Genomic DNA, 17,848 nt, shown 5'->3' with positions numbered 1-17,848 from the left:
TTTTCGAGCCTGACGCCGAAGGCCATCCGTGTGAGTGGCTGAAGCACCTGATGCATTTCGCCGCCGTCGACGAGCGCGACTACCACGTCTCCTTCGTCGTGGCGCGCGAGCTTTACGATGAGTTGGCCGCCGACGGCGCCGCCAGCCGGCAGGACCGGGTGCGCGTGCTGCCGCTGGAGCCGTCGGAACAGGCGATGTGCCGCCACCCCGTCCTGCCGGTGCGTGGCTTCGCCCGCTGGTGGGTCATGCGCCGCTATCTTCAGCGCACCCAGTCGGAGGCCGGGCACTTCCTGTCGCTGGACCATCTGACCCTGCCCCTGGCCCTGTCGCTGGGCGCCGGCGGCCGCCGGCTGTGCGGCATCCTGTTCCGTCCGTCCGTCCATTACCGCGCCCTGGGCAATTACGAACCCACCGGGCGGGAATGGCTGCGCGACGCGCGCAAGGCGGTACTGTACCCCCTGATGCTGCGCAACCGGTCACTGCACCGCGTGCTGACCCTGGACCCCTATTTCCCCACCTACGCCCAGACGCGCTACACGCGCGGCGAAAAGGTGCGCACGGTGGTCGACCCCGTGCATCCCTTCGTCAATGAACAGCCCGAGGACCGCAAGCTGGCCGACCAGTTGCCGGCGGGCCGGGTGACCCTGCTGCTGTTCGGTTTCCTGACGGAGCGCAAGGGCATCCTGGCCCTGCTGGACGCCCTGCACCGGCTGCCGGCCGAGGCCGCCGGCCGGATCGGCGTCATGATCGCCGGCAAGGTCGATCCGGCCTTGCGCGACCAGGTCCATGCCGGCCTGGACCGGCTGGCCCAGGACCAGCCGCGCCTTTGGATTCATCTGGAGGACAGGCGGCTGGCCAGCGGTGAGATCAACGCCCTGATCAAGGAATCCAACATCATCCTGGCCCCCTACCAGCGCTTCGTCGGGTCCAGCGGCGTGCTGCTGTGGGCGGCGCGCGCCGGCAAGCCGGTCCTGACCCAGGATTTGGGCCTGCTGGGCTATCTGGCGCGCACCCATCGGTTAGGTCTCGCGCTGGATACGACCAATGCCGACACTCTCTCCAAAGGCATAGAATATATATCGGAAAGCGAAGAGAAGAGTTATTTCGATCAGGAGTCGGCCGCGAAGTATATTCAATACCAAAGCCCCCATAACTTCGCGTCAGAAATATTCTCGAGTCTTATCGGCGCCCCCTGACGGGGTATGTCTTTTAGATTTTGTTGCGCCGCACCACCAAGCCTCAACTTGGTCACAGGACTTCTCATCATAGGCATGGCCTGATTTAGGCGACCCCGTTGGCTGTTGATCAGCCGCCCCTTGGCCCCCCGCACCCCGCGTTGCCGCGGGAAAGCCGGGCGCCACCGGTAGCCGCATCTCAGGAACCCAACCCATGCCCCCAGCCCTGTCAGACGCCCTCTCCACCCCCCTTGTCACCCTGCCCGACACCCCGGCGGCGACGGCCCAGCCGTTGTCCCGCCCGCCACGGCCGCCCCCTGGCGCCCTCCGTCGTCACCGGCGTGGTGGCGGCCGGCGACGCCGTGGCCATCGCCGCGACCGGCCTGGTCGCGGCCGCCCTGGCCGACGGCACCGTCGCCCGGCCGCTGTTCGGCCTGGCCCTGATCGTCGGACTGTTCGTCGGCATGCACGCCCTGCGCCTGACCGGCGCCTACCGCTTCGACCACCTGTGCAAGGCGGCCGACAGCCTGATGCCCCTGTCGCTGGCCTGGGCCGCCACCGCCGGCGGGCTGGTGGTGGTGCTGAACCTGCTGGGCGCCTTTGATGCGCCCATGACCAGCTGGCTGGCCATCTGGTCCCTGCTGGCCCTGGCCGCCCTGACCACCGTGCGCCTGGGCGTGTGCCTGGCCTCGGGCGCCTGGCAGCGCGCCGGCCGCCTGACCCAGAACGTCGCCATCGTCGGCAGCGGGCCGGAAGGCCAGCGCCTTCTGCGCCACTACCGCGCCACCCCCAGCGACCAGCGCAACGTGCTGGGCGTCTATGACGACAACCGCCATCCGCATGCCCGCTTCTGCGTGGGGTATCCCATCCGCGGCGGCCTGGACGACCTGCTGACGGAAATTCGCGAGGGCCGGGTGGACCGCGTCATCCTGGCCATGCCGCTGTCGGACGAAAACCACGCCCTGGCCACCGCCTTGGACACGCTGAGCCTGGCGCCGGTGGACGTGAGCCTGTGCCTGGACCAGGTGGACATCCACCGCCAGGGGGCGGGCTGGACCGAAGGGGCGGGCGACGAGCCGCCGGTGCTGGACCTGCTGCGCCACCCGTTGACCGGCTGGCGGGCCGTGGCCAAGACGGTGGAGGACCGCGTGCTGGCCGCCATCATTCTGGCCATGATCTCCCCCATCATGCTGGCCGTCGCGATCGCCATCAAGCTGGAGAGCAGGGGCCCGGTCTTCTTCAAGCAGAAGCGCCACGGCTACAATAACCAGTTGATCGAAGTGTACAAGTTCCGGTCCATGTACCACCACATGGCCGATGCCAACGCCGAGAAGCTGGCCCAGCGCAACGATCCCCGCATCACCCGCCTGGGCCGCATCCTGCGCCGCACCAGCCTGGATGAGCTGCCCCAGTTCATCAACGTGCTGCGGGGCGAGATGTCCATCGTCGGCCCCCGCCCGCACGCCCAGTCGGCCAAGGCCGGCGGCCTGCTGTACCGCGACGCGGTGGAACGCTACGACAGCCGCCACCGCATGAAGCCCGGCATCACCGGCCTGGCCCAGGTCAGCGGCTGGCGCGGTGAGACCTCCACGGTGGAGCACATCGTGAAGCGGGTGGAACACGACCTCCGCTACATCGAGACCTGGACGGTACTGGGCGACCTGAAAATCATCGCCCGCACCATCACCAGCAGCATTTTCACCAAGAACGCCTACTGATTTTGACCTGGTACCACTGGCCTTTGACCATAACCGGCCAAAGGCCCCCTCAATCGCCGGGCGCTGCCATCCGGCAGCTTGGCTTCCTCGTTCCGCCCTGCGGTGCTCACTCCGGGCCGGCCGTCGCCGGCCTCTAGCGGCACGAATCATTGCCTCGTGCCGCCGTATTACATGAAGGGATGATGCCCATGCGCTGCCTCTGGATCACGCTGGCCGACCCCGATCCGCCCCACAACGGACAGTTCATCTATTCCGGCGGGCTGATCGGCAGTTTGGCGCAAGCGGGCGCCGACATGGCGGTGCTGGGCCTCAGCCGCCCGGACGGGAAGCGCAGCGACGGCGACCGTGAGGATGCCGGCGATGGCGCCATCGCCTGGCACCTGGCCGAGCACAAGCCCCGGTCGCGGTGGAGCAGCCTGCGTTCCCCCCTGCCCAACATCGCCCACCGCTGCGGCACGCCCGACATGCATGCCCGGCTGCGCCACCTGTTGGCAACCGGCCGCTGGGACACCGTGGTGGTGGATGGCATCGGGTCCGGTTGGGCGCTGGCCGATATCGTGCGCCAGTTCCCCAATCGGCGCCAACGGCCCAAACTGGTCTACGTTTCCCACAACCACGAGGAATCGCTGCGGTCACAGTTGGCGCATAATCAATCCAACCCGTTGAAACAACAGGCCATGCGGTTTGATTCGGCCAAGGTGACGCGGCTGGAACGGGCACTGGTCGGCCAGGCCGACCTGATCACCGCCATCACCCCCGACGATGCCGACCTGTACCGCGAGCGCTTTCCCGAGAAAAGCATGGCGGTCGTCACCCCCGGCTACCGCGCGGTCGAGCGCCACAAGCAGCCCATCAGCCGCGACCTGCCGCGCCGCGCCGTCATCGTCGGCAGCTTCGACTGGATCGCCAAGCGCATGAACCTGGAAGAGTTCATCAGCGTGGCCGACGCCATCTTCGCCGCCAACGGCGTGGAGCTGGAGGTGGTGGGCAGCGGTGATGCCACGTTCCTGGCCAGCATGCGCAAGCGGGTGCTGGCCACCCGCTTCACCGGCACGGTGGACGACGTGCGCCGCCATATGGATGAGGCCCGCATCGCCCTGGTGCCGGAACGCAACGGCGGCGGCTTCAAGCTGAAGGTCCTGGACTATGTCTTCAACCGCCTGCCCATCCTGGCCCTGAAGGGCTCGGTCGCCGGCGTGCCGCTGGAGCAGGAGGAAAGCATCCTGCTGTATCCGGGGCATGAGGACCTGGCCATGGGCGTGGTGCAGTCCATCGACGATCTGGACCGGCTGAACAACCTTCAGGACGCGGCCTACAAGGCCTGCCGCGACAGTTTCCACTGGACCAGCAGGGGGCCGCAGCTGCTGTCGGCCATCAGTGCCGCATGACGACCTGGACGGAATGGGCGGGCTACGCCGTCTCACGGGAAAGCGCCGCCCACCAGGGGACGCTGACGGTTTTCGACTGGGTGCTGCTGGTCGGGTTCCTGCTGGGCATCTATACCGGCTTCGCCATCCAGATCACGCCCAACGTCCCCTTCCCCGCCGCCATTTCCGGTGTCACCGGCGTCGTCCTGCTGTGGCGCCGGCGGCATCGCATCTCACCCGGCGGCCTGGCCGCCTTCCTGGGCGTGACCCTGCTGCTGCTGGCGTCCATCCTGTACGCCCCGGGCCTGGACCTGCTGTCCAAACGCACCACCGGCCTGCTGCAGATGATCTATTCGCTGGTCATCTCGTACGCCCTGTTCCTGACGGTGGTGGAGGCCGGGCCGGCGGCCTTTTGCCGGCTGATGCTGGTCTTCATCCTGACCATCATCGTCGGCACGGTGCTGGAGACCTACGCCGGCCTGGGCGCCATCAGCGACGCCGTGCGCCAGAAGATCTACACGTCCGGCGTCTATGACGCCGATATCCGGGATGAACTGCTGTACGGCAAGGTGCGGCCCAAGCTGTTCACGTCCGAACCCTCGGCCGTCACCTTCTCCTACACCCTGTTCAGCTTCTGCTGGCTGCTGACCAGCACCTGGCGTTACAAGCGCGTCGGTTATCTGTTCATGATGGCCGCCGCCATGGTGGCCATGCCCGGCCCCACCCTGTTGTTGATGCTGTTGCTGCTGGGCCTGCACGAGATGGTGCCGAAAGGCGGCGATGAGGCCCCCACCCTGCTCAGCGTGCGCCTGATCAAGATCGGCACCGTGGCCGCGCTGGCCCTGATCGCCTTCGCCGTCATCGCCAGTTCCGTCTATTCCGCCCGCCTGGACAACATCGCCAACGGCGATGACGAGAGCTTTTTCTACCGCGTCATCGGTCCCTTCCTGGTGACGGTGGAGGTGGTGAAGAACCACCCCATCCTGGGCATCGGCCTGACGGGCGAACAGATGATCGCCGACACCATCGCCACCGTGTTCCTGCGCTCCGGCTCCTTCTCCCCTCTGTGGAACATCCCGGAGCCGAACGAGGTGATGACCAATTACTTCTGGCTGCACTGGGTCTATCTGGGCCTCTGCGGCGGCATCGTGCTGATGCTGGCCATCACCGGCTGGCTGCGCAGCCTGGGCGTCCGCGCCCTGGCGCTGTGCTGGCTGGGCTGGGCAATCCTGGGCCAGGCGTCCGGCGCCTATGTCAGCCCCAAGACCTGGACCGTGCTGATGCTGATCGCGGCCTGCAGCATCCTGCACGCCCAGGCGCATCGGAAGAAAACGGCGGCCCCGCTTCCCGCCCCACCGCCCGCGCCGCGCCCCTATCCCGCCGGCACGCTGGTCGCCATCGGCGGCAACGGCCGGCCACGACACCGGCCGTAGAAACGCCGGGCATCCGACGGACAACAACAAAACCGAACGCCCCCAGAGCCCCGAGGCAGTGCGATGACCCTTGCGACCCAGTGGACGGCCCCCGAAATCGCAGAATGGACGCCGCAGCGGCCGTGGGAGACCAGCGTTCCGCAAACCGGCATGGCCCGGACGGACTGGGTACTGCTGGTCGTCTTCCTGCTGGGCATCTACACGGGCTTTTCCATCCAGATCACGGCAACCGTCCCCTTCCCCGCCGCCATTTCCGGCATGGCGGGCGTGGTGCTGCTGTGGCGCCGCCGGCATGCCATCTCGCCCGCCGGGCTGGCATCCTTCCTGGGCGTGATCCTGTTGCTGCTGGCGTCCATCCTGTACGCGCCAGGCCTGGACCTGTTGTCCAAGCGCACCACCGGCCTGCTGCAGATGATCTATTCGCTGGTCATCTCCTACGCCCTGTTCCTGACGGTGGTCGAGGCGGGGGCCGCCGCCTTTTCCCGCCTGATGCTGGTCTTCATCGTCACCATCGTCATCGGCACCCTGCTGGAAAGCTACGCCGGCCTGAACCGGATCAGCGACGCGGTGCGCCTGGCGATCTATCATCAGGGCATCTACGAATCCGACATCCGCGACGAACTGCTGTATGGCCGGGTGCGGCCCAAGCTGTTCACGTCCGAACCTTCGGCCGTCACCTTCGCCTACACCCTGTTCAGCTTCTGCTGGCTGCTGACCACCGGCTGGCGGCACAAGCGCCTGGGGTACGTCGCCATGATGGCCGCCGCCATGGTGGCCATGCCCGGGCCCACGCTGCTGCTGATGGTGCTGCTGTTGGGCCTGCACGAGATGGTGCCCCCCGATGACGACACCCAGTCCTCCGCCGCCGGCCGCATCATCAAGCTGGGGGCCGTCGGCATGCTGGCGCTGGTGGCCTTCGCCGTCGTCGGCAGCACCGTGTACGCCAACCGCCTGCATGAGATCGCGTCCGGCAACGACGAAAGCTTCTTCTACCGCGTCATCGGCCCCTTCCTGGTGGCGGTCGATGTGGTGAAGCACCACCCCATCCTGGGCGTGGGCCTGACGGGCGAGCAGCTGGTCAGCGACAACATCGCCGACGTGTTCCTGCGGTCCGGCGCGTTCTCACCCCTGTGGAACATCCCGGAGCCCAACGAGGTGCTGATCAACTATTTCTTCCTGCACTGGGTCTATCTGGGTATCTGCGGCGGCATCATCATGATCATCGCCATGAGCGGCTGGCTGCGCAGCTTAGGCGTGAAGGCGCTGGCGATGTGCTGGCTGTCCTGGGCCGTCCTGGGCCAGGCGTCCGGCGCCTATGTCAGCCCCAAGACCTGGACCGTGCTGTTCCTGATCGGCGCCGCCAGCGTGCTGCACAGCCGGGCGCGGCAGCGCACACCGGCGCCACTGCCCGCACCGCCGGAACCCGTGGGCGAGCCAGCCCCGGGCACGGTGCCGGCTTCCCTGGTGACCTGATCCGGCACTTACCGACCATGTGGGGCCGGGCCCGGACCGACGTCCGGCCCGGCCCTTTTTGTTTCCCCCAGCGTCTGCCCGATACCACCGGCAGCGCCGAATAAAGAACCCGGCCCGATCAGTCAGGATCGGGCCGGGCTTGGTCGTTGTCGGGCCGTAGGACGGCTGCCGCTTATTCCTGCGCCAGTTCCGCCGTGATGTTGGCCAGCGTACCGGGGGATTCCTGGCGGGGCAGGAACAGGAAGTTGTTCACATAGTCGCCGAACTGGCTGCGCGGCATGCCTGGCCGATAACCTTCGATGTCCTCGCGCCGCTGCATGGTTGCGACATCGAAATGATCCAGCGTGCGCAGCTTGCCGTGATGCAGGAAGTATCCCTGGTAATCGATGGCGTCGAAGAAGCGGGCGATGCGGTCGATGGACCCGCGGGAATGCCGCTCCTCAATCTCCACCAGGATACGGGGGCGGGAGCGGGCGATGGTCAGGCGGCTGCCTTCCAGCACCGCCTCCTCATGCCCCTCAACGTCGATCTTGATGAAGGCGACATCGCCGGAATAGACGGCGTCCAGGGGCGATGCCGTCACCTTCAGCTCACGCTGGGCCGGCTTGTCCGCCAGGGCGGTGGGCGACAGGGTGGACAGGCCCGTGTCGGGCTGGCCGGCCACCATGGGGATGTGCAGGCGGGCCATGCCGGAGTCCTGCGACAGGGCCGTGGGATAGACCACGACATCGTCGCCGAACTTGGCCGCCAGGCGGGCCGCCAGCCAGGGCACCGGCTCGAACGCGTAGACGCGCCGGGCATGGGGCCGCATGAAGTGGATATAGCAGCCTTCGTTGGCGCCCACGTCGATGGCATCGCGCCCGGGTTCGCACAGATGGCGCACCAGACGGATTTCGGATTCGCCGAAATGCTCGAAGTACTTATGTTCAAGCCACAGCATCATCGGCGTGGGACAAACGGTGCGAACGATAGACTTCGCACTGCGTCTCAGCGCACCCGGGATCATTCGGCCACCTCCTTCGCGAAGGACGCTGTCGGCTGGGGCCGGGACCACAAGGCTTGGAAAACACCAAGCACGGCGTCCCGGCTCTGCCGCATCGCCAAGAAACTCACGCCGGCGGTGGCCATGCCGGCCGCCGCGGCCACCGCCAGCGCCAGGACCGGCGCATCCAGCAGGCTCGCAGGCATCACAAAGCGCCGCAGTGCCCAAACGACGCCGGCGACCGCCAGCGAGGCCCAGAGCGACGGCAGGATGCTTTTATAAAGATCACGCTGCGTTACCGGACCTTGTCCAGACGCCAGCAGGAAGCAAACAGGCAGACGCACCATAAGCCCCACCACCGCGTAGGAGGCCGCGACGCCCACCGCGCCGAAAGGCAGGCCGGCGACGAAGGACGCAACCCCCAGCCCCACGTCGATGGCGGTGGAGCGCAACAGGTCGCGCGGCCGCCCCTGGGGCAGGTAGATCAGGCCCGCGGTCATCAGCACCGGCTGTACCGCCGCGACGATGGCGAAACAGGCGACCAGCGGGGACATGGCGTCCCATTTCGGCCCGAACAGCAGGTTGGTCACCCAATCCGACGCCACCGCCGCCCCGACGAAGGCAGGCATGGTGACCATGGACACGCGCTCGATCAGCACGCCGAAGGCACGGCGGAAGCGCTGGGGTTCATCGACCAGGCGGCTCAAGGCCGGCATGGCCACGGAATAGAGCGGCGCGTTGATGCTGTTGATGGGGACCAGCACCAGGCGGGCGGCACGTTCATACAGGCCCAGGGTGGCGGCCCCGAACATGCGGCCCACCAGGATCTGGTCGATGCTGCGGCCCAGGGTCGACAGGATGCCGCAGCCGGAAACCGACAGGCCGAAGCCCAGCAGGTCGGGAATGCCAGCGGTGCGGCGCGGCGGCGACGGCCGCCAGCGGCACAGGGTCCAGCAACCGGTCATCACCAGGAAGGGGGCGGCCAGGCGCTGGGCCACCAGGGCCCAATGGCCGAAGCCGGCGAAGGCCAGGCCCACCGCCACGACGAAGGCGATCAGCTCGCTGCCCGTCTCGGCCACGGCGATGGCGGAAAATCGCATTTGCCGGCGCAGCAGGGCCCAATGCTGGACCGTGGCGCCACTCATGACGAAACCCAGCGCCAGCCAGCGGGTGATGGGCACCAGGTCGGGCTGGCCGTAGAAGCCGGCGATGACCGGCGCACCCAGGGCCAGGCAGCCGGCGATCAGGCATCCGGCCCCCGTATTGATCCAGAACAGGGCGCTGACCTGTTCGTGGGTGATGTCCGTCCGCTGCATGGTCGCAGCCGACAGACCGAGTTCCTTTACGATTTCAAACAGGGCTGTCAGGGCGCCGACCATGGCGATAAGGCCGAATTCAGCCGGTGCCAGCACACGCGCCAGGACGATGACGGAGCCGAACTGCGCCACCAGCTTGACCAGCTGGGCGCCCAGCATGACGGTGCCCCCGCGGGTCGCCCGACGGCCGATGTCACCGACAAGGTGGGCCGTATTCAGATCGACGTTCCGATCACGCATCAACACCTCTCACCGGTTGTTCCTCCCGCATCCGGATGGAACAGCCGTTGCCAGGGAGAAGAAAAACCAATGCCCGGTCCCGATGAGGGCAATCACCGGGAACCGGGCATTGGCGGCGGTCCCTCGCCGCATCCAGGGTGTTGGGGCCCCCGGATGGGCGATGTGACCGGTATCAGGCGAGGCCAGCCTCAGGCATGGACCGGTGCGCCGCGGACAGTGCTGATGTTGTCCACATACCAGCGGTAGGTCTGGGCCAGGCCGTCATCGATCGATGTCGGCGCCCGCCAGCCCAGGGCTTCAAGGCGGCTGTTGTCCATGATCTTGCGCGGCGTGCCATCGGGCTTGCTGCGGTCGTGATGGATGCTGCCCTTGAAACCCACCACGCGGCAGATCCGTTCCGCCAATTCGGCGATGGAAACCTCCTGGCTGCTGCCCAGGTTCAGGGGTTCCTCCTCCGAATAGTGCTTCATGACGAAGACCATGCCGTCGGCGGCGTCGTCCACGAACAGAAGCTCACGCAAGGGCGTGCCGCTGCCCCAGATTTCCAGGGACTTGGCGCCGTCCAGCTTGGCCTGGTGGGCCTTCACCATCAGGGCCGGCGCCACGTGGCTGGCCATCAGGTCGAAGTTGTCGCCGGGACCGTACAAGTTGGTCGGCATCACCGAAATGAAGTCACAGCCATATTGCCGACGATACGCCTGGCACAGCTTGATGCCCGCGATCTTGGCGATGGCGTACCACTCGTTGGTCGGTTCCAGCGCCCCGGTCAACAGCGCGTTCTCCGGGATCGGCTGGGGCGCCATGCGGGGATAGATGCAGGACGACCCCAGGAACAGCAGCTTCTCCACGCCCGAGCGGTGGGCGCTGTCGATGATATTGGCCTCGATCATCAGGTTGTCGTAGATGAACTCGGCCGGGCGGCTGTTGTTGGCGTGGATGCCGCCGACGTGGGCCGCCGCCAGGAAGACGGCGTCCGGACGCAAGTCCTTCATCCACCGGTCCACCTGGGTGGACGACCGCAGGTCGCAGTGGTGGCGCGACACCGTCAGGATGTCGCACCCCTCCTGCTCCAGCCGGCGAACCAGGGCGCGGCCGACCAGGCCGCGGTGGCCGGCCACCCAGACGCGTTTATTGCGCAGCTCGTAAGGGGGCTTGTGCATCATGCTGTCCTTCCCACTGCTTGACGGGGGTGTGATCCAGGAGGGCGCGGTCGGCGTTCACCATTTCGAACACCAGTTCCTCGAAGGCGATCCGGTGCTGCCAGCCCAGGACGGTCTTGGCCTTGGTCGGATCGCCCAGCAGGAAGTCCACCTCGGACGGGCGGTAGTAGGCCGGGTCGACGGCGACCAGGACCTTGCCCGTGCGGCGGCAATAGCCGCGTTCGTTGAGGCCTTCGCCCCGCCACACCAGCGGACGGCCGATGCAGTGGAAGGCCAGCTCCACGAACTCGCGCACCGAATGCGCCTCGCCGGTGGCCAGGACGTAGTCGTCGGGCTTGTCCTGCTGCGTCATCAGCCACATGCCTTCGACGTAGTCGCGGGCGTGGCCCCAGTCGCGGCGGGCCTCCAGGTTGCCCAGGTACAGGCAGTTCTGCAGGCCGCGTTCGATGGAGGCGACGGCGCGGGAGATCTTGCGGGTGACGAAGGTCTCACCCCGCTCCGGCGATTCATGGTTGAACAGGATGCCGTTGGAGGCATGCATGTTGTACGCCTCACGGTAGTTCACCGTGATCCAGTAGCCGTACATCTTGGCCACCGCGTAGGGGCTGCGCGGATGGAAGGGCGTGGTCTCGGACAGCGGCTCGCTGCTGATCCCACCGTAGAGTTCCGAAGTGGACGCCTGGTAGAAGCGGACATCGTCCTGCATCTTCAGCGACCGCACGGCTTCCAGCAGGCGCAGGGTGCCGGTGGCATCGACGTTGGCGGTGTATTCCGGCATCTCGAAGCTGACGGCCACATGGCTCATGGCCGCCAGGTTGTAGATTTCGGTCGGCCGCGTCTCGGCGATCAACCGGGTCAGCGCCAGGCTGTCCGTCATGTCGCCGTAGTGCAGGCTCATCTCAAAACCGCCTTCATGGCGGTCGCGGTACAGGTGATCCAGGCGGTTGGTGTTGATGGACGACGAACGGCGCTTGAGGCCGTGGACCACATAACCCCGCGCCAGAAGGAACGAGGCAAGGTACGACCCGTCCTGTCCGGTGACACCCGTGATCAACGCGGTTTTATTCGACATAAATTGCTCCGTTCATCAAAAGGTGGGAAGCATTCGCAGCAAACTTGGGGGGGCTTGTTTCAGGGGTTCTTGGTCTTGAGGGCGCCCCTCCGCCCGTCCCTGCCGGGACCCGGTGCCGCCGCCCCGACGCTCAATGGTCGGGGTACAGGACGGCCCGGGCGACCCGGTCCCAGGTATAGGTTTCCATGACGTGGCTCTGCCCCCGGGCGCCCATGACGGCCAGGCGCTGGGGATCGGACACGGCCTGGATGATGAGATCGGCCAGAACCAGCGGATCGGCCTGGGGCGCCAGGAAGCCATAGCGGCCGTCGCCGGTGATTTCCGGCAGGCCGTTGCGGGCCAGGCCCAGGACCGGCGTCCGTGAGATCAGGCCTTCCAGGTACACCTGGCCCCAGGGATCGTTCAGCATGGGCTGCACCAGCAGGCTGGCCCGGCGGTACAACTCCTGCAACTCGGCCCAGGGCAGGCTGGACCGGAAATCGATGTTGGGATGCTGGGGCACCCGGTCGCGGACCGAGGCGTCGGCGACGATGGTCAGGGTCAGGTCCGGCCGGCGGCCCACCGCCTGCTGGAACGCCTCGATCACCAGTTCGCCGCCCTTCTCGCGGAACAGGTGCTTGCAGACGAACAGCAGGTTGGGCTGGACGTAATCCTTGGGGCCCATATAGGGCTTGATGTCGCCCATGCCGGAGCCCACCGCCGTCACCCGCGCCGCCGGCACACCGTAGTGATCGACGATGTGATCGCGGACGAAGCGGCCGAAGGTGAAGATGTGGTCCACGCTGTTCAGGGCGCTGCGTTCCAGATCCTCATACGCCGCCAAGGCCCGGGGGCTGTAGCCGGCGATGTCGGGGCGATGTTCGGCCGCCAGCGCCCAGGTGTGGTCGCAATAGAGGTAATGGTGAACGCGGGACGCCCGGTCGAACATGGGATCGGCCGTCGCTTCCGCCTCCACCACCGGCAGGTCAAGCGCACCAGTGTGGATGATGTGGCGGGTGCCGCGCTTCGCCGCCTCGGCCGCCAGCTGGCGGGCCAGGTGACGGCGGGCGGGGGCGGCACGATACAGCTGTTCCGCCGTCATCAGGCGGCCATAGCCGGCCATGACATGGCGCGCCGCCAGGCCCACCTTCCAGGGGGTGGACAGGTGCGGATGGAAACCCTCCACCGTCACACCCAGTTTCTGCAGGGCCACACCCAGATTGCGCGGAGCGCCGGACCAGGTACGGGGATGGGACGGATCGCCGAAGACCGAGGTGATGGCCACACGGTCGAAGCGGCGCTCACCCAAGGCGGGCTCCATCTCGGGCAGTTCGACGGGCCCGTCGCCGGCAAAGGCGCCGAAACCCGGTGGAACGAAGGCGCCCGTGGCGGGCTGGGACATGGGGGATGGGGCGGTCACGGCCTTGATCTCTCCCGTCACGATGGGGACTGATCCGGCGGGGAGGCTGCTCATACCCCGAGGGGTGGAACGGCCCGGGTCGCAACCCGCTGGATAACGTGATGGAATTCAAGCAAGACTGGTGTCAACAGCGCCAGTGACCAACCTGTGACCGGGCCGGGTTTATCTGCCCTAATTCAGTCACAGGAACGGGGGTTGGGAAAAAAGACATACGCCCTTTAATGAATGTCACAACCCTGTTTTGTCACAGCACAGAAATTCTGCCACGGTCCATGATCCATTACTTCCTAGTGGCCGCCGATGGGGACACCCCGTGTCTGCAAGAATTCCCGACGCCGCAGCAGTTATCGATAACACTGTGACCTCCACCATGAACCCGGAACCGCCCGCCGGGGCATCCGTCGGCGACTGGATAAGCCAGCGCGTCGGCTCGGTTCCCGGCGCCACGCCGGATGGGGACGGCCTGATTTTCCTGACTCAGGACATCACCGACGTCAGCACCATCAAGCGCGTGCGCGAGTTCCTGGACAACGGCCTGCCCGTATTGGTCCTGGGCTTTGAACGCGAGCGGTACAACAGCGGCTATCGCCCGCCCTGGCGGCACGTGCTGCTGGGCCGGACGGTGGACGGCAAGTACATCCATCGCGCGCAAGCGCTGCTGGGCGCGCTGAAGGTCATCTTCCGCGAACGCCGGCGCCTGACCGACGCCACCGTGCTGTATGCCCGCAACATCGACCAATTGCTGCTGGCACTGGTCATGCGGCTGTTCATCAGCCGGCGGGCGGAACTGGTGTATGAGGTGCTGGACATCCAGCCCATGTTCGTCGCCCACGGCCTGCGTTCCATCATGCTGCGCCTGGTGGAGAAGCTGTGCCTGACCCAGGTGAAGCTGCTGGTGCTGTCCTCCCCCGGGTTCCACCGCCACTACTTCGCGCCGTTGCAGAAATTCCGCGGACCCTGGCTGCTGGTGGAAAACAAGATGCCGCGCCCCGGCCTGCCCGAGCGGCCGCAGGCGGCAAGCGTGGTGGCCAGTGCGGCGGCCCCCATGCCGCAAGCGGCGTCCGAAGCCACCCCGGAACGGCCCTGGGTCATCGGCTATTTCGGCCTGATCCGGGGGGAGCAGACGGTGGACCTGATGCGCCGCCTGGCGCAGCGCCTGCCCGACCGTTTGCAGATCAAGTTCCGCGGCGTGCTGACCACGGTGGACGAGAAGAACTTCTTCAAGACGCTGGAGGCCTGTCCCAACATCGTCTACGGCGGCCGTTACGACCACCCGACCGAACTGGCGGAGATGTACGCCGGCGTCGATTTCGCCTGGGCGCTGGACCTGGAGAACACCGAGCACAACTCACGCTGGCTGCTGCCCAACCGCTTTTACGAGGCGGGGTATTTCGGCGTGCCCTGCCTGAGCGTGGAGGGCTTCGAGGTCGACCGCCTGGTCCGCCGCCACGATGTGGGCTGGGGCTTCCAGCCGCCGCTGGAGGACAGCATGGTCAATTTCTTCCGGAACCTGACGCGCGACGAATACGACGCCAAGCGCCGCCGCCTGCTGTCCCTGCCGGAAGAGACCTTCGTGGCGGGTGAAGAGATACGGGCGCTCTGCCGTTTTTTCGCCCGGCGGGCGGCACCGCCCCTTGAGAAACCGCCGTTTGAGGAACGGATGCATCCGCATCCGGCCTCCTGATGAACACGCGCTGAAGGGAACAAGGCGATGAGCGATACCGTGGTGGTGACCGGCGGCGCCGGTTTCATCGGCAGCCATGCCTGCAAGGCGCTGGCCCAGGCGGGCTTCAGCCCCGTGACCTATGACAACCTCAGCCGCGGCCCGCGTGAGGCGGTGATGTTCGGCCCGCTGGAGGTGGGCGACATCGCCGACCAGGCCCGGCTGACCGCCGTGCTGCGCGATTACCAACCCTGCGCCGTCATGCACTTCGCCGCCTACGCCCATGTCGGTGAATCGGTGGCGGAGCCGTTGCTGTACTACCGCAACAATGTGGCCGGATCGATCACCCTGTTGGAGGCGATGCGCGAGGCCGGCGTGTCCAACCTGGTGTTCTCCAGCACCTGCGCCGTCTACGGCGTGCCCAAACAGGTGCCCATTACCGAGGATCATCCCCAGGCGCCCATCAACCCCTATGGCGCCAGCAAGCAGATGATGGAACGCATCATCGAGGATTGCGGGCCGGCCTGGGGCCTGCGCTCCGCCATCCTGCGGTACTTCAACGCCGCCGGCGCCGACCCGGACGGTGATCTAGGGGAGAATCACGACCCCGAGCCGCACCTGATCCCCAACGTCCTGGACGCCGCCCTGGGCCGCAAGGACGGGCTGACCATCAACGGCGATGACTACCCCACGCCGGACGGCACCTGCATCCGCGACTACATCCATGTCAGCGACCTGGCCGACGCCCATGTGCTGGCGCTGAAGCATCTGATGCGCGAGGGGCCGTCCGTGGCCCTGAACCTGGGCAACGGCAGCGGCTATTCGGTGCGGGAGGTGCTGGAGGCGGCGGAAAAGGTGACCGGCCTGCCCATCCCCTGGCAGTTGGGCCCCCGCCGTCCGGGCGACCCGCCGGCCCTGGTGGGCGACGCCACCCTGGCCCGCCGCATCCTGGGCTGGACCCCCAGCCGCGACGCCCTGGAGGTGCAGATCACCGACGCCTGGCGCCGTCGCCTGCTGGATCTCTACGTGCCGGCGGAAGAGGTGGAGACCGCCACCGGAACCACGCGTCGAACCGCCTGAGGCTCCATACCAGCGGCACGAGATCTGAACTCGTGCCGCGGTAGGACGCGACCGCGTCCGCCGGAGCCTTTTGGGGAGCCGAAGGCGGACTGAAAGGCGAGGAAGCCAAGCCAGCGGATGCTGGCGCCCGGCGTCTGAGGGGGCCTTTGATCGTTTACGATCAAAGGCCGCGCGGATTAGATCGTCTCGATAAAGCCGTCGCGCACCGCCACCGGCCAGGGGATCAGCCCCTGGCCGGGGCATGGGCCGGCGACGCAGCGACCGTCGGCGATGTCGAACAGGGCGCCGTGCCAGCCGCAGCGGATGACGTCACGGCCGGTGAGGTCCTGCCCCAGGTAATCGTCCAGCTTGAAGGCCAAGGGCACGCCGGCGTGGGGACAGCGATCGACATAACCGATGATCGCATTCCCTTGGCGCACGACGAAACCGTGGAAACGGTCGCCCTTGACCTCCAGCACGAAGTTGCGGGCACCCGGCTCGGCGAGGTCGTCCAGCGCGCACAGCCGCACGCCGGCCGGCGTTTTGGTCAGCCGGGGGCGGATGCCGCCCCGGCTGTTCGCCTCATCCTCCGGGGCGCCCGTTCCCATCAGCCCCAGACCGCCCGCAAGGCGCCGATGAACTGCGGCACCGTGGCGACCGTCAGGCCGGCCAGGTTGATGCGGCCCGAACCCGCCATGTAGACGGCGTGGTCGCGGCGTAGCACGCCCACCTGCTCCGCCGACAGCGGCAACAGGGAGAACATGCCCCGCTGCCGGGCCAGGAAGGCCAGGCGGTCGTCACCGGTGGCCAGGGCCTGGCGCACCTGGTTGATGCGGGTGCGCATCTCATCCACTTCCGTCCGCCAGCTTTCCGTCAGGCCGGCATCATCCAGGATGACACGCACCAGGGCAGCGCCATGGTCCGGCGGCATGGACCAGTTGGCCCGCGCCAGCGACAGGATGTTGGTGCGGATCAGTTCCGTGCGGGCGGCGGTGGCGGCCTTCACGTACAAGGCGCCCACACGCTCACGGTAGAGGCCGAAGTTCTTGTCACAGGAATAGGCCAGCAGGGCGTCGGGCACGGCGGCCAGCACCTGGCGGGCGCCGGCGGCGTCCTGCTCCAGCCCATCGCCCAGGCCCTGGTAGGCCAGGTCGATCAGCGGCACCAGGCCGCGCGCGGCCACCAGCTCGGCCACGGCCTTCCACTGGGCGGCGTCCAGGTCGGCGCCGGCGGGGTTGTGGCAGCAGCCGTGCAGCAGCACGATGTCGCCGGCGTCCGCGCCGTTCAGCGCCGCCATCATCTCATCGAACAGCACCACCTGGGTGGCCTGGTCGTAATAGCGATAGGTGGCGACCGTCAGCCCGGCGCTGTTCATGATGGGGGCGTGATTGGGCCAGGTCGGCGTACCCAGCCAGACCTTGGCGCCCGGCTTCGCCTTGGCGATCAGTTCGGCCGCCAGGCGCAGGGCGCCGGTGCCGCCGGGGGTCTGCACGGCCGCGACCTCATCCGACGACAGGCCGCGCCCGAAGACGATGGGCTGCAGCAGTTCGGTGTAGCGGATGTCGCCTTCCGGGCCCAGGTAGCTCTTGCTGGTCTGGGTTTCCAGCAGCCGGGCCTCAGCCGCCTTCACGGCGCGCAGCACCGGGGTGGCGCCGGTCTCATCGCGATAGACGCCCACGCCCAGGTCCAGCTTCTGCGCGCGCGGATCGTCGCGATACAGCGCGATCAGGGACAGCAGCGCGTCGGCGGGCTGCGGCTTCAGCGCATCGAAAAGGGCGGCGGACATCGTGA

General features: G+C 67.2%; 14 protein-coding genes. 7 read left to right on the top strand and 7 right to left on the bottom strand.

Going from position 1 to position 17,848, the window contains the following annotated elements:
• Positions 1–50 precede the first annotated feature (50 nt).
• The 5 genes from PW843_04995 (at position 51) to PW843_04975 (ending at position 7,166) form a co-directional block, all read left to right on the top strand.
• Positions 51–1,196, top strand: coding sequence for a glycosyltransferase (locus PW843_04995; protein ID MDE1145966.1), 1,146 nt, complete (start codon positions 51–53; stop codon positions 1,194–1,196).
• A 230-nt stretch (positions 1,197–1,426) separates the two neighbouring features.
• Positions 1,427–2,893, top strand: coding sequence for an undecaprenyl-phosphate glucose phosphotransferase (locus tag PW843_04990; protein ID MDE1145965.1), 1,467 nt, complete (start codon positions 1,427–1,429; stop codon positions 2,891–2,893).
• Positions 2,894–3,081: 188 nt separating this feature from the next.
• A complete protein-coding gene (locus PW843_04985) occupies positions 3,082–4,281 on the top strand; it encodes a glycosyltransferase (GenBank protein MDE1145964.1) in 1,200 nt (399 codons plus the stop codon).
• Positions 4,278–5,693: a hypothetical protein gene (locus PW843_04980; protein ID MDE1145963.1), complete on the top strand. Its 1,416-nt coding sequence runs from the start codon at positions 4,278–4,280 to the stop codon at positions 5,691–5,693. Before PW843_04985 ends, PW843_04980 begins: the two co-directional genes overlap by 4 nt.
• Positions 5,694–5,756: 63 nt before the next feature.
• Positions 5,757–7,166 carry a hypothetical protein gene (locus PW843_04975; GenBank protein MDE1145962.1) on the top strand — a complete coding sequence of 470 codons (1,410 nt, stop codon included), beginning with the start codon at positions 5,757–5,759 and terminating at the stop codon, positions 7,164–7,166.
• A gap of 172 nt (positions 7,167–7,338) precedes the next feature.
• Here PW843_04975 and PW843_04970 read toward each other — a convergent pair whose 3' ends face one another.
• The 5 genes from PW843_04970 to PW843_04950 form a co-directional block, all read right to left on the bottom strand.
• On the bottom strand, positions 7,339–8,109 hold the full coding sequence (locus PW843_04970) for an FkbM family methyltransferase (GenBank protein ID MDE1145961.1): 771 nt from the start codon (positions 8,107–8,109) through the stop codon (positions 7,339–7,341).
• Positions 8,110–8,168: 59 nt separating this feature from the next.
• Entirely contained in the window at positions 8,169–9,704 is a 1,536-nt protein-coding gene (locus PW843_04965; GenBank protein ID MDE1145960.1) for a lipopolysaccharide biosynthesis protein, read from the bottom strand.
• Between the two features lie 188 nt (positions 9,705–9,892).
• Positions 9,893–10,864, bottom strand: a complete 972-nt coding sequence (locus PW843_04960; GenBank protein ID MDE1145959.1) for a GDP-L-fucose synthase — start codon at positions 10,862–10,864, stop codon at positions 9,893–9,895.
• On the bottom strand, positions 10,833–11,936 hold the full coding sequence (gene gmd, locus PW843_04955; GenBank protein MDE1145958.1) for a GDP-mannose 4,6-dehydratase: 1,104 nt from the start codon (positions 11,934–11,936) through the stop codon (positions 10,833–10,835). Before gmd ends, PW843_04960 begins: the two co-directional genes overlap by 32 nt.
• A 130-nt stretch (positions 11,937–12,066) precedes the next feature.
• Positions 12,067–13,356: a glycosyltransferase family 4 protein gene (locus PW843_04950; GenBank protein ID MDE1145957.1), complete on the bottom strand. Its 1,290-nt coding sequence runs from the start codon at positions 13,354–13,356 to the stop codon at positions 12,067–12,069.
• Positions 13,357–13,705: 349 nt separating this feature from the next.
• Here PW843_04950 and PW843_04945 point away from each other — a divergent pair, with 349 nt between their 5' ends.
• Positions 13,706–15,019 carry a hypothetical protein gene (locus tag PW843_04945; GenBank protein MDE1145956.1) on the top strand — a complete coding sequence of 438 codons (1,314 nt, stop codon included), beginning with the start codon at positions 13,706–13,708 and terminating at the stop codon, positions 15,017–15,019.
• Positions 15,020–15,046: 27 nt separating this feature from the next.
• Positions 15,047–16,078 (top strand): UDP-glucose 4-epimerase GalE, encoded by a 1,032-nt coding sequence (gene galE, locus PW843_04940; GenBank protein ID MDE1145955.1) that lies wholly within the window; start codon positions 15,047–15,049, stop codon positions 16,076–16,078.
• Between the two features lie 176 nt (positions 16,079–16,254).
• Here the strand turns inward: galE and PW843_04935 are convergent, their stop codons facing one another.
• Complete coding sequence (locus PW843_04935; protein MDE1145954.1) at positions 16,255–16,665, bottom strand: Rieske (2Fe-2S) protein; 411 nt, start codon at positions 16,663–16,665, stop codon at positions 16,255–16,257.
• A complete protein-coding gene (locus PW843_04930) occupies positions 16,665–17,843 on the bottom strand; it encodes an aspartate/tyrosine/aromatic aminotransferase (GenBank protein ID MDE1145953.1) in 1,179 nt (392 codons plus the stop codon). The genes PW843_04935 and PW843_04930 overlap by 1 nt, the downstream gene beginning before the upstream one ends.
• Between the last annotated feature and the right edge of the window lie 5 nt (positions 17,844–17,848).

The organism is Azospirillaceae bacterium, assembly GCA_028283825.1.
GTDB lineage: Bacteria > Pseudomonadota > Alphaproteobacteria > Azospirillales > Azospirillaceae > Nitrospirillum.
This window is presented reverse-complemented; position numbering and strand designations above follow the sequence as displayed.